The following is a 13104-nucleotide window of genomic DNA, read 5'->3' as shown; positions in this document are numbered from 1 at the left end:
CCCGCGTCATTCCTGACTGTTATTGTTGGCCCTGGGGCAGGTGTTATCGCCCTCTTTTTTCAGCGCCAGCACGGCCTGGCGCTCGGACAGCAAGTGAGTGATAGCGCCGCCGATCGCAGCGGAAATCAACGCCAAGGCTTCTTTAGGCAGATTGATTGCCGCCCAGGTCAACCCACCGATCAGCAAGATGACAAACAGGATATTGAAACGTGACACGCCAAGTTTTATCGAGCGGACGATATCGGACGTGTCCTGCATTTTCTCGAAGCGTTTAAGGTCTTCGAACTTGCGCACCGATTCCAGGGTTTCCAGGTAATGGGTTTCGGCCCGCTTCAATTTCTTGATCACATCGGCTTCGAGCATGACCTCCTCTATCTCGATCCTGACCAGGCTGATATTGGCGCCTGGACGGCCGAGAATTTCCGAACTCAGCGAACTTTCGGCCAGCTCGGCCAGCAGATAGGTATAGGAGGTTTCGCTGATCTCCTTGGCATATTTTTGCAAGGCTGATGTGTAGCACTTGGTGGCGTACCGGGTGAACAGACGCTCGGCATCGTTGGTCTTTTTGATCAGGTCTTCAGCTTTCTCGATCAGTTCCCGTTCCATTTTTAATATCCCTATTAAGCGTGGCTTCGAAAAGCAATGAGCGCCGGCCGCTGCGCTGGCACGTTACGAGCAAACATCCCTCGATCGCCCGCCAGTGTCTACTGTCAAACCTGACAGGGAAGCTGATGCAGGCCACTGTGGCGAGGGAGCTTGCTCCCGCGACGGCCTGCCAGCCGACGCATATCCACCTGACGCGCCGCATTCCAAATGTGGGGGGGTCAGGTAGAGAAGTGTCGGCTGTCAGGCCGTCATCGCAGGCAAGCCAGCTCCCACAGTTGGAACGCGTAGCGTCAGGTAGATAGGGGCCGTTGCGGGAGCAATCTCCCTTGCCACAGGCCCTGCGTGGTACCGCAGCTGTTCATCACAGGGTGTAGGCGATGCCCACCTGCACGGTACGCGGTGCGCCGGGGTAGGCGTAGATATTGCCGAACGCGCCTTCTTCATATTCGCGGTTGAACAGGTTCTTCACATCCAGATTCAAGCGCACGTGCTCATTGACCTTGTAGTAGCCGAGCAGGTCGACCACGGTATAGGCGTCCATGGAGAATGCCGTATTGGCGGTCTGGCCGGCACGTTGGTCGACGTACTTGCCGCCGGCGCCCAGGCCCAGGCCTTTGAGCGCGCCGTCCTGGAACTCGTAGACGTTGAGCAGGCTGAAACTGTTGCGCGGGATGTTCATCAAGCGTGTGCCGGAGCGCAACGTGTTATCACGGGTGACTTCGGCATCTACATAGGCGTAACCGCCGATCACGCGCCATTCGGGCGTGAGGTTGCCTGCCACATTGAGGTCGAAGCCCCGACTGCGCACCTGGCCGGCCGCGACACTGAAGGTATTGTCCACGGGATCAGTGGTCAGCACGTTCTTCTTCTCGATCTGATAGATCGCCGCATCCACGCTCAACTGCCGGTCCAGCGCCTCCCACTTGATACCCATCTCGTAGGACTTGCCTTTCTCCGGCGCAAAACCACCGCCTTCGCGGCTGGCGCCAGTGTTGGGCTTGAACGAACGCGCAGCATCGGCATAGACCGCGAGGGTGTCGGTGAGGTCGTAGATCACACCCACGCGCGGGGTGACGGCGTTGTCGGCGGCCTGCCAGCTTTTACCTACATAGTTCTGGTAGTCATGCTCGAAACGCTCGAAGCGGGCACCGGCCAGTACTTTCAGCCGCTCAGTGAGGGCAACCTGGTCCTGTACAAAAGCGGCGTAGGTCTTGAGGTTTTCTTTGTCGTGGGTCGGCGTACGGGTCAGTGCCGGACGGGGTTGACCGTACACCGGGTCAAAGATGTCAATTGGATAGGTGCCCGCCGCGGCGCTGGAACGCTGGATAATCGACTTGTAGTCGTAGTCCTCGTATTCGATACCGGTGAGCAAGGTGTGATCGAAGCCGCCAGTGGAGAAGTGTCCTGTCAGGTTGAGCTGATAGTCCTTGTCGGTCCATTCCAGCTTGCGGTAGTTGAAGTTGCGTTGCAGGGTGCGGCCATCAGCGCCCAGGCTGCCCGGCCCGTTGGCTTCGATGGCATTGCCTTTCAAACTGCCATCCAACCACTGGAAACCGCCGCCCAGGGTCCAGTTGTCGCTCAGTGCATGCTCGAAACGCAACTGCGCCATGTTGTTGTCGTTGTGCAGCTTGCCAGCGTCCTTGTCGCCCCAGAACGTATCACGCGAGGGCGTGCCGCGCTGGTTGGGGAAGCGCGTCAGGCCACGGTCCAGCGGGTGGTTGTTGCGCATGAAGTCGCCTTCGAAGGTCACCTTGGTGTCATCGGTGGCCTGCCAGGTGATTACCGGCGTCACGCCGTAGCGTTCCGTCTCGACGTGATCGCGGAAGGTGTCGCCGCCCTCGCCCACTACGTTCAGGCGATAGGCCAGGCGGCCTTCCTCGTCCAGCGGGCCGGAGGCATCCAGGGTGCCGCGCTTCATGCCCTGGTCATTGAGCTGGCTGCCCAGGGTGACGGTGCGTTCGGCCAGCGGTTGCTTGGACACCACATTGAAGGTGCCGCCTGGGTCGCCACGGCCGTAGAGCATGGTCGCGGGGCCGCGCAGCACTTCCAGACGCTCGATGGTGTTGGCGTCCGGCATGTTCGGGTACCCGCGGTTGATCGGGAAACCGTTGCGGTAGAACTCACCGGTGGTGAAGCCGCGCACGGTAAAGGTGGTCAGGCCCTGACCGCCAAAATTGTTGGCACGGCCCACGCCGCCCGCGTAATCGAGGGCATCCTGCAAGCGCGTTGCACCGAGGTCTTCGACCACGTCCTTGGACACTACGCTGATGGACTGCGGGGTTTCATGAATGGCGGTGTCGGTGCGCGTCGCACTGGCTGAGCGTGTGGCGTGGTAGCCCTGCACGGGGCCTTGGGCCGACTCAAGGTCCGCGGTGGCGGTGACATTGGTCGCTTGCAGCTCGATACTGGGGTTCTCGGCAGGCATCTGCTCTGCCCACGCAAAGGGGAAAAACGCCTGGAGCACACAGATGGAAATCAGGGTACGACGCATGGGTGTAGAACCTAGTGAATGAGCCAGATGGGACGGCAAACCTGCCAAGAATTCGCCGCGCATCATATATCAAGGCATTCTCGTTTGATATCGGTTCTCATTTGTTATTTTTCACGTATCTGCTGTGTCTCCAGTGGGTAACGCAAAAACCACAGGCGAAAAAAAGCCACTCAATCGAGTGGCTCATGCAACGCGCAGGCATACCTCAGCGATAGCGTTCCAGCCAGTGCGCGTAAGGCGCCGGCAAGGTCCAGGAGGACTTGTCCACGCCCAGTTCCTTGGCGGCAAAGTAGGCCCAGTGCGGGTCAGCCAAATGTGCGCGCCCCACCGAAACCAGGTCCAGGTGCCCGGCCTGCAGTGCGCCTTGCGCCAGTTGCGGCGTGCCGAAGCCCCAGGCCGAGGTCACCGCAATACCGGCTTCACGGCGTACACGCTCAGCAATCGGGCCCATGAAGGCCGGGCCCCATGGGATGTTGGTGTCAGGAATGGTAAAGCCGACGCTGACGCTCAGCAGGTCCAGGCCACCGTCCTTGAAACGGCGGGCCAGTTCGATGGACTCGGTGAGGGTCTGCTCATCACGGCCGTCGTATTCGATCACACCGAACCGGGCGGTGAGCGGCAGGTTTTCCGGCCAGACTTCACGCACCGCAGCCAGGGTTTCGAGGAGGAAGCGGCTGCGGTTGTCGAAGCTGCCACCGTAGGCATCGGTACGCTGGTTGGAATGCTCAGAGAAAAAGCTCTGGCCCAGGTAGCCGTGGGCAAAGTGCAGCTCGATCCATTCAAAGCCGGCATCGCGAGCGCGGCGAGCCGCGTCGACGAAGTCCTGCTGCACGCGGGCAATGTCTTCCAGGGTCATGGCACGCGGTACGTTGGGCAAGTTGGCACCAAACGCGATGGCAGAGGGGGCGATGGTTTCCCAGCTACGGGGATCGGAGGCCGGGATGTGGTCATCACCTTCCCAGGGGCGATTGGCACTGGCTTTGCGACCGGCGTGGGCGATCTGAATGCCCGGCACCGAACCGGCGGCCTTGATGGCCTTGACCATGGGCACGAATGCCTGGGCGTGGGCGTCGCTCCAGATCCCGGCGCAGCCTGGGGTGATGCGTCCTTCAGGGGCGACCGCGGTGGCCTCGACTACCAGCAGGCCGGCTCCACCACGGGCCATGCCGGCCAGGTGGACGTGGTGCCAGTCGTTAACCATGCCGTCGTCGGCCATGTATTGGCACATCGGGGGGATAGCAATGCGATTGCGCAAGGTCACATCTTTGAGTTTGAACGGTTCGAACAAAGCCGACATTGAGAACTCCAGGAAGGGGTGGGTGATTCGATAGTTCGATGGTAATCGAACTATGGTATTGAACGCTACCCCCCTGTTATCATCCGCCCCATGCGAGCCTTCAAACACCCTACCCCGCAAGAATTGACGCTTGAGCGTGTGCTGTACGCCTTGAGCGACCCCGTACGCCTGGACATCGTGCGCTGCCTGGCCAACGTGCCAGAGGCCACCTGTGGCGAACTGGACGGTGGGCGACCCAAGTCCAGCATGTCCCATCACTTCCGGGTATTGCGCGATGCCGGCCTGGTGCACACCCGCAATGTGGGCACCACCCATATGAACTCGTTGCGCCGTGACGAACTGGAAAGCCGCTTCCCTGGGTTGCTGGCCAGCGTGTTGTCACAACACTAGACGCATAACTTCGGCGCGACGCCGGGCCTGTGGCGAGGGAGCTTGCTCCCGTAACGACCTGACAGCCGGCGCTGATCTAGCTGACGCACCGCGATCCAAATGTGGGAGCTGGCTTGCCTGCGATGGCGGCCTGACAGTCGCCCCATATCTACCTGACACCCCACAATCCAACTGTGGGAGCGGGCTTGCTCGCGAAGGCGGCCTGACAGCCGGCACAGTTATACCGAGTACATATCCATTCCTGCGGTAACAGCCACTTTCCGCCAGCGTGGTTTAACGGGGCGCTTAAGATCAAAAGCAGATCAAGATCAAGAGCGGCTCGCTTCGCATCGTGGTTGGCGTTGGCTGCTGCAACTTGGAAAGTTGTGCAGATACCTATGCACTAGACGCCAAGCCTCAGGACAAGACCGCCTTTAACAGCGCGCCGTCCAGGTGCACACAGTCCTTGCCATTGCGCTTGGCGCCGTACAGGTTCTTGTCAGCCATCTTGAGTACGGCCGACAACTCGTCGCCCGGCGAAAAACGCGCCATCCCCGCACTGCAGGTGTAATGGTGGGGCGCAGGCACACTGCTGCGGATCGCTTGCAACAAGTCCAGGGCATAATCACAGGCCACCTCCACATCGTCGCCCTGCAATAACACGCCGAACTCTTCCCCGCCGATCCGTCCAAAGCTGTGGCTGCCCTTGGCGTTTTTCAGGCAAAGGGCCATGGCGCGCAGAATCTTGTCCCCCACGTCGTGGCCATACAGATCGTTTTTTTCTTTGAAACTGTCGATATCCAACATGATGAAGTAGCCGCCCTGCTCCCCACCGAGCAACTTCTCGAAGCTCTGCATAAAAGCGCGCCGGTTGAGAATGGAGGTCAGGTAGTCGGTCTCGGCCAAGGCGCGAAACTCGCTTTCCACCAGCAATACCGAACGCAGGTTCTTCAAGTAGGAATAACTCAAGATAAACCCGATGGACACCGACGCCGCGCAGAACAGCAGCAAATACACCTCGGTGCCAACGTATATATCCGCCTGCATGGGCGGCCACAGGATCAGCCAGATCAATAGCGCATCGGCCAGGTAATCCTGGACACTGATAAACAAGATCGCGCTGCCCACCACCAGAGTCACGGCCAACGGCAGGCCATAGATACGCAACTCTTTGTTCATATGAATCAGATAAGCGAAGCCGACGGACAACAACACCATATAGGTGACCCCCAGCACTCGCCAGAGCAGAAAGTTCGTGGTGGTAGCATGTACCCGGCAAACAATCAGCAGGCCCACCGTGACGCCCAACATATAAAAATTCAACTTCAGGGCCGCAGGAATCAGGAGCATGCCGACCCAGGCAATAATCCCTACCCCTTCGGCTTGGGTCACCGCAGGTGACAACAAACTGCGCATTCTGGGCCGCAACTTCAAGTTAGCAGGCATCCTTACGCTCCCATCTCAATAGCATGCAGGCCCATCGCAAATGAAAAGGCCATGAACCGCTTTACCAGGCTGGCAAAGGGTGGCAGAACTTCCAGCCGGGTTTTGGAGTGGGCTTTGAAATAACCCTTTTCAACCCCCTCCTGCACCATACGGATAATGTGGGTCTTGGACACGGAAAGTTGCTTGGCCAAGGCCAGGTAGGAAGACGACCGGAAGGTGGCGCGGTCGTTCTCAGGGGCAAAGGCGTCGTTGTAGATCGCCAGCATCAACAGATGGCCGGCGTCGCGCTTCACCAGCCAATAACATTCGGGCAGCAAAACATCCACCGTCAATTCGGCGGCGAGAATCATGGCGAAGCCTTTGAAATAGAGCGCCAGGAACTCGCGATCATCCAGGTCCCGCATCTGCCGGAACACTTCCCTTTCGGGATAGAGCAGCGCCAACGACTCCGTGAGGGCGGTGAGCATCAACCGCGCTTCGCGGCAGGCTTCATCCGAGGGTGCATACACCCTGAAGCGACTGTCTTCGGGGTGCGGCGCAACCTCCATGAAACCCAGGGCCCGGAATAGCAAAAAAATCGATTCCAGGCTGTTTTTCGAACAATATTTGCGCGTTACGCACAAGGCTTTAACTTCTGCCAACAACGGCAGCGGTGTGGAAAAGTATTGGCTCAATAATGCAAACGACACCATCAAGCGGCTGTATTTAAGGGCACTCTTGTAGAAAAACGGTCGTCTCGAATAGGGCACGAGCAGCACGTGGTAATGCGCTCTCATGCACGATTCAAAATCCTTATGACGTTCGAGCGCTTGCGCGGTATTACACATAGCCAACTTCAACGAACTGACACGCATGAAAGAGCCCTGATCATCCAACTTGATGCCACTGATCTCAGCTACGAAATCCCTGCAGCCCGGCCCCAAAACAAATCACTTCAAAATCCCTGCCATTAATGGCTTTTTGCCTCGAACGCAATGTACAGCGATTGCCGGACAAGACGTCATCAGTACCAAAGTTGTTCCACAGTCAAATGCCCCGTGGCACACACTTGCGCGCAACCTTTGGTTACATTCTCTCCGCCTGGCGGTTAGAGAACTAATCGATTCAGCACACTGCGAACCTTCCTTCCTCGGCGGCGTCGTAACAGGGGATTGTTGCCAACCGCCCGCCGCGAGGTTCTCGTTTGAAAGCTGCCCTTCTGAAGAAATACCGCCTGATCATCAAGACCATGGGCTATGTGGGCTGGGCGTTGTTCTGGCTGTTGTTGTGGGATGTGGCAGTGACGGTGGATTTCATGCTGTTTCTCACTGCCAAGATCAATTTGCCGCTGATGCCCCTGACCTTGCTCGGCTCGGCACTGGTGGTGCTGATCAGTTTTCGCAACAGCAGCGCCTACAACCGCTGGTGGGAAGCACGCACGCTGTGGGGTGCGATGGTCAACAACTCGCGCAGTTTTGCCCGGCAAGTGTTGACCCTGCTCGATGACGCCCCTGGTGAGGTGAACCCGGTGAAGTCGACGCTGTTGCGCCGTCACGTGGCTTACGTCAATTGCCTGGCTGCGCACCTCAAGGGCCAGCCGTGCCCGGAGGAAGTGCGAGCCTTTATCCCCGCCGAAGAATTTGCGCGCAACGGCGCCACCAATAACTTCGCCAATGACATCCTCACCGGCTCGGCCTCGTTGCTGGCGCGCGAATACCAGGCCGGGCGCCTGGACAGCATCCGCCTGGCGCGGTTGGAGTCGACCCTGGTGGACCTCTCCAACGCCCAGGGCGGCATGGAGCGGATTGCCAACACGCCACTGCCCTACCCTTACGTGTACTTCCCGCGGCTATTTATTTCGTTATTCTGCCTGATCGTGCCGGTAGGCCTGGTCGAATCGCTCGGTTGGTTCACGCCGTTGGCCTCCACAGTCGTGGGCTTCATGCTGCTGGCCATCGAACGCATCGGCACCGACCTGCAAAGTCCGTTCAATTCCAGCGAACACCAGATCCAGATGGAAAGCATCTGCGAAACCATCGAGAAGAACCTGCAGTCGATGCGCCGCGATGCCCTGGTCGGTGACCCGATCGCCTGAAGCCCCCTCCTCAAGTGCCAACTCCCTCGGCCGATATACCGAGGGTACGCATGGCCTCGCCTCTCACAAAAACGCCTGCGACACGCAGTACCCATTTTTCTCCCCTTGCCAAAACTATAAATACCCGCGGGTGAAGTCATGAATATCAAGCAGAAGCTGACATGGGCGTTTGCGGCCATCGCGTGCGTGCCGGTCATCCTGGTCGCCATTATCGTGGTGCTGAACCTGCGCGAGGGTGCGCTGGCCAACTTCCTCGACAGCAGCGGCCGCGAGATCCGCCAGATCGACAATGGCATGCAGCAGTTTTTCGACGGCATCAGCCAGAATGTCGACTTCGTCGCCAAAGACCTGCGTGTGATCGCGGCCAAGAACCTCAAGAACTACGCCGGCGCCGATGCAGCGCAAATTCCGCTGACGCCGACCAACACCGAACTGCTGGCGATTTTTGATCAGTTCGCCAAAAGCCACCCCAGTACCGCCTACCTGTCCCTGGGACTGAGCGATGGCGGCTACGCCAGTTGGCCGGACGACGCCAAGCTGACGCAATACGACCCGCGCACCCGCCCCTGGTACCAGGCCGCCATTGCAGCGCCAGGCAAGACCGTGCGCACAGGCGCCTACTACTGGGCCCCGGACGATGTGGTGCTGATCGGCACCGTGCGCACCGTCGCGGATGCCACGGGTAACGTCCTTGGGGTGGTTGGCCTGGACGTGTCGCTCAAGCAACTCACCGAGCTGGTGCGCACCATCAAGCTGGGCGACAGCGGCTACCTGATGCTGGTGGAAGCCGACGGCAACGTGCTGGTGGACCCCAGCGATGCCACGCACAACTTCAAGCCCCTGTCGGGCCTGGGCGCGAACTACGCCGAACTGGCCAAGCACGGCGATGGCGTGACCGAGGTGAGCATCGATGGCGTGGCCTACATGGCTAACGTGGTCAGTTCCAAAGACTTGGGCTGGCGCTTTATCGGCCTGATCAAGCGTGACGAAGTGATGGCCGGCGCCACCCGCCTGACGTGGTTGATCGCGGCGATCGCCGCCGTACTGGCCGTGGTGTTCGCAATCGTCGGTGCCAGTTTCGCCCGTGTGATCGTGCGTCCGATTCGCGGTGTGGCCGACGGCCTGCAGGAAATCGCCGAAGGTGAAGGCGACCTCACGCGCCAGCTCAAAGTGCAAGGCAAGGATGAAACCGCCAGCCTGGCCGGCTGGTTCAACCAGTTCCTGAGCATGATCGCGCAACTGGTGCAGCGCATCGGCAACGCCTCCTCAGACCTGCAAACCGCCGCCGCCGACACCAGCGCCGTGGCCAACAATATGAACCAGGCCGCCGGCCGCCAGCGCGAAGCCGTGGAACTGGTGAGCACCGCGTTCAACGAGATGGTCGCCACCGCCAACGAAGTCGCGCGTTCATGCAGCGCCGCCGCCACGAGTGCCGATGAGGGCTATCGCGATGTGCACACCGGCCAGCAGCACATCGGCGAAGCCACCGGCAGCGTGCTCAAGCTCAGCGAAGACCTGCAAAAATCCACACAGACCATGCAGTTGCTCGAGCAAGACAGCCAGAACATCAACACCATCCTCGACACCATTCGTTCGATTGCCGAACAGACCAACCTGCTGGCGCTCAACGCCGCGATCGAAGCCGCCCGCGCTGGCGACCAGGGCCGCGGCTTTGCGGTGGTCGCCGATGAAGTGCGTGCACTGGCGCGTCGCACCGCCGACTCCACCGGCGAAATCGACAGCCTGCTGGGCAACCTCGCCCGCCGCACCCAGGAAGTCACCCAGCAGATGCAAGGCAGCTTGCTGGTGTCCAACACCAGCGTGGAGCGCATCCAGCAGGCCCGCGACAGCTTTGACAAGATCCGCGGCTCGGTGGACTCGATTCGCGACCAGAACACTCAGATCGCCACCGCCGCCGAAGAGCAGCACCAGGTGGCCGAAGAGATCAACCGGCATATCGCGCAGATCCACGCCGACGCGCAGTTGGTGGAAGGCTTTGCGCATTCGGCGCAGACCGGTTCAGGGCGGCTGACCGATATTTCCGGCCAGCTCAATGGGCTGGTGGGGCGCTTCAAGTTCTGATGCCCGCCCAATAAAGGCAGCGCTGTACCGTGGCGAGGGAGCTTGCTCCCGCTGGACTGCGTAGCAGTCCCAGTCTTTTAAATTAAGAGCGGGGCCGCTTCGCGCCCCAGCGGGAGCAAGCTCCCTCGCCACAGGGTACGCGTCGCCGGGTCCATCTATGCCGCCTCAGAGGCGGCCCTGCCCATCATCGCAGTACCTGCAGCAGTCTATTGCAGGACTCAAATGTACTAACCGGTTACTTATCTTGCTAAAATCGCGTCTTTGCCCTCTCTCACTCGAGTCCATTCGACATGAAACGAGCATCGCGCGCCGCTGGCGTCTCTAGATTCTTACTCCTGGGCCTGGGCGTCGTCATCGCCCTGCTCGGCCTTGCGCTTGCCGTCGGCGGCGCCAAACTGGTCAGCCTGGGAGGTTCCTGGTACTTCCTGCTGGGCGGCGTGGTCATGGCCATCTCCGGGCTGTTGATTGCCCGCTGCAAGCCTGCCGGCGCCTGGTTGTTCGCCGCGTTTCTAGTGGCTACCGCCGTGTGGGCGCTGGCCGACGTGGGCCTGCAATACTGGCCGCTGTTCTCGCGACTGTTCATGTTTGCGGTGATTGGCGTGGTGGTCGCACTGGTGTATCCGTTACTGGCCGGCAAACCGGCGCGGGGTGCCTATGGCGTCGCCGCCGTATTGGCGCTGGGCGTGGCGGTGGCAGCGGGCAATATGTTTGTCGCGCACCCCAGCGTTGCGCCCACCGGTGCAGGCCCGGGCATCACCCCGGTGGCTGCGGCCGATGCGCAGAAAGATTGGGCCCACTACGGTAATACCGAAGGTGGCAGCCGTTTCGCCGCGCTGGACCAGATCAACCGCGACAACATCGACAAGCTCAAGGTCGCCTGGACCTACCACACCGGCGACGTGGCCATCAGCGACGGTAACGGTGCCGAAGACCAACTGACGCCCCTGCAGATCGGCAACAAAGTGTTTATCTGCACCCCGCACAACAACCTGATCGCGCTGGATGCCGACACCGGCAAAGAACTGTGGAAAAACGAAGTCAACGCCAAATCGGCAGTGTGGCAGCGTTGCCGGGGCATGGCGTATTTCGACGCCAGCGCGCCGATTGCCCAGCCGACCCAGCCCGACAGCTCGCCGGTCCTGGCCGCCAGCGTGCCTGCCGGTGCGCAGTGCCAGCGTCGCCTGCTGACCAACACCATTGATGCACGCCTGATCGCCGTAGACGCCGACACCGGCAAGTTCTGCGAAGACTTCGGCACCCATGGCCAGGTGGACCTCAAGGCCGGCCTGGGCAATGTGCCGGACAGCTACTACCAACTGTCCTCGGCGCCGCTGATGGCCGGTACCACCGTCGTAGTCGGCGGTCGCGTGGCAGACAACGTGCAGACCGATATGCCCGGTGGCGTGATCCGTGGCTTTGACGTGATCACGGGTCAGATGCGCTGGGCCTTCGACCCAGGCAACCCTGAAGACAAGCAGGCCCCGACGGGCGATGCCACCTACGTGCGCAGCACCCCGAACAGCTGGGCGCCGATGTCTTACGACCCGCTGATGAACACGGTCTTTCTGCCGATGGGCAGCTCGTCCACCGATATCTACGGCGTGGAGCGCACCCAGCTCAACCACAAATACGGCGCTTCGGTGCTGGCACTCGACGCCTCCACCGGTGCCGAGAAGTGGGTCTACCAGACGGTTCACAACGACCTCTGGGACTTCGACCTGCCGATGCAGCCAAGCCTGATCGACTTCACCCCGCCAGGCAGCGACAAGGCCGTACCGGCCGTAGTCATCGGCACCAAGGCCGGGCAGATCTATGTGCTCGACCGCGCCACCGGCAAGCCGCTGACGGACGTGCAGGAAGTGCCGGTCAAAGCCGCGAACATTCCCAACGAGCCGTATTCCCTGACCCAGCCGAAATCCGTGGGCATGCCGCAGATCGGCGCGCAAACCCTCACCGAATCGGACATGTGGGGCGCGACGCCGTATGACCAGTTGCTGTGCCGCATCGACTTCAAGGGCATGCGCTACGACGGCCTGTACACCGCGCCGGGCACCGATAAATCCCTGAGCTTCCCGGGTTCCCTGGGCGGCATGAACTGGGGCAGCATTTCCACCGACCCGGTGCACGGTTTTATCTTCGTCAACGACATGCGCCTGGGCCTGTGGATCCAGATGATACCGTCGCAGAACAAGGCCCAGGCCTCTTCCGGTGGTGAAGCGCTGAACACCGGCATGGGCGCCGTGCCGCTCAAGGGCACGCCGTATGCGGTGAACAAAAACCGCTTCCTGTCGGTGGCCGGTATCCCATGCCAGGCACCGCCATTCGGCACCTTGACCGCCATCGACATGAAGACGCAAAAGGTCGCCTGGCAAGTACCGGTGGGCACGGTTGAAGACACCGGCCCCCTGGGTATCCGCATGCACCTGCCGATCAAGGTAGGCCTGCCGACCCTGGGCGGTACGCTGTCCACCCAAGGCGGCCTGATCTTTATCGCCGGCACCCAGGACTTCTACCTGCGCGCCTTCAACAGCGGCAATGGCGATGAAATCTGGAAAGCCCGCCTGCCCGTCGGCAGCCAGGGTGGGCCGATGACCTACGTGTCGCCGAAAACCGGCAAGCAATACATCGTCGTCACCGCCGGCGGCGCACGCCAGTCCACCGACCGTGGCGACTACGTGATCGCCTACGCCCTGCCGTAACCGCCCTCTGTTCGCGCGGTGCTCCGGCACCGCGCTTTGT

At 60.6% G+C, this 13104-nt stretch carries 8 protein-coding genes and 2 pseudogenes; 5 read left to right on the top strand and 5 right to left on the bottom strand.

Annotated features, from left to right (window positions below):
* Positions 1-6 precede the first annotated feature (6 nt).
* The 3 genes from CLM72_RS11550 to CLM72_RS11535 all read right to left on the bottom strand — a co-directional run bounded on the left by CLM72_RS11550 (position 7) and on the right by CLM72_RS11535 (position 4394).
* Complete coding sequence (locus CLM72_RS11550) at positions 7-606, bottom strand: hypothetical protein (protein WP_034126738.1); 600 nt, start codon at positions 604-606, stop codon at positions 7-9.
* Between the two features lie 361 nt (positions 607-967).
* On the bottom strand, positions 968-3097 hold the full coding sequence (locus tag CLM72_RS11540; RefSeq protein ID WP_105226519.1) for a TonB-dependent siderophore receptor: 2130 nt from the start codon (positions 3095-3097) through the stop codon (positions 968-970).
* 205 nt (positions 3098-3302) lie between these two features.
* Positions 3303-4394, bottom strand: a complete 1092-nt coding sequence (locus tag CLM72_RS11535; protein WP_105226518.1) for an NADH:flavin oxidoreductase/NADH oxidase — start codon at positions 4392-4394, stop codon at positions 3303-3305.
* Positions 4395-4484: 90 nt separating this feature from the next.
* Here CLM72_RS11535 and CLM72_RS11530 point away from each other — a divergent pair, with 90 nt between their 5' ends.
* The gene (locus CLM72_RS11530) at positions 4485-4784 is read left to right on the top strand and encodes a helix-turn-helix transcriptional regulator (protein WP_105226517.1); all 300 of its coding nucleotides are present in this window, start codon (positions 4485-4487) and stop codon (positions 4782-4784) included.
* Positions 4785-5180: 396 nt separating this feature from the next.
* Here the strand turns inward: CLM72_RS11530 and CLM72_RS11525 are convergent, their stop codons facing one another.
* Both CLM72_RS11525 and CLM72_RS11520 read right to left on the bottom strand, forming a co-directional pair.
* Entirely contained in the window at positions 5181-6209 is a 1029-nt protein-coding gene (locus CLM72_RS11525; protein WP_072448543.1) for a GGDEF domain-containing protein, read from the bottom strand.
* 2 nt (positions 6210-6211) lie between these two features.
* On the bottom strand, positions 6212-7063 hold the full coding sequence (locus tag CLM72_RS11520) for a hypothetical protein (protein WP_169922168.1): 852 nt from the start codon (positions 7061-7063) through the stop codon (positions 6212-6214).
* Positions 7064-7392: 329 nt separating this feature from the next.
* On the opposite strand from CLM72_RS11520, the gene CLM72_RS11515 reads away from it, so the two are divergent.
* The 4 genes and pseudogenes from CLM72_RS11515 to CLM72_RS11505 all read left to right on the top strand — a co-directional run bounded on the left by CLM72_RS11515 (position 7393) and on the right by CLM72_RS11505 (position 13064).
* Positions 7393-8283 carry a bestrophin family protein gene (locus tag CLM72_RS11515; RefSeq protein WP_003190542.1) on the top strand — a complete coding sequence of 297 codons (891 nt, stop codon included), beginning with the start codon at positions 7393-7395 and terminating at the stop codon, positions 8281-8283.
* Positions 8284-8421: 138 nt separating this feature from the next.
* A pseudogene (locus CLM72_RS29590) lies at positions 8422-9501 on the top strand (cache domain-containing protein); the annotation flags it as partial.
* Between the two features lie 327 nt (positions 9502-9828).
* A pseudogene (locus CLM72_RS29585) lies at positions 9829-10365 on the top strand (methyl-accepting chemotaxis protein); the annotation flags it as partial.
* 290 nt (positions 10366-10655) lie between these two features.
* On the top strand, positions 10656-13064 hold the full coding sequence (locus CLM72_RS11505; RefSeq protein WP_105226515.1) for a glucose/quinate/shikimate family membrane-bound PQQ-dependent dehydrogenase: 2409 nt from the start codon (positions 10656-10658) through the stop codon (positions 13062-13064).
* The last annotated feature ends 40 nt before the right edge of the window (positions 13065-13104 follow it).

This window comes from Pseudomonas sp. MYb193, assembly GCF_002966775.1.
In the GTDB taxonomy this organism is placed as follows: Bacteria; Pseudomonadota; Gammaproteobacteria; order Pseudomonadales; family Pseudomonadaceae; genus Aquipseudomonas; species Aquipseudomonas paracarnis.
This window is presented reverse-complemented; position numbering and strand designations above follow the sequence as displayed.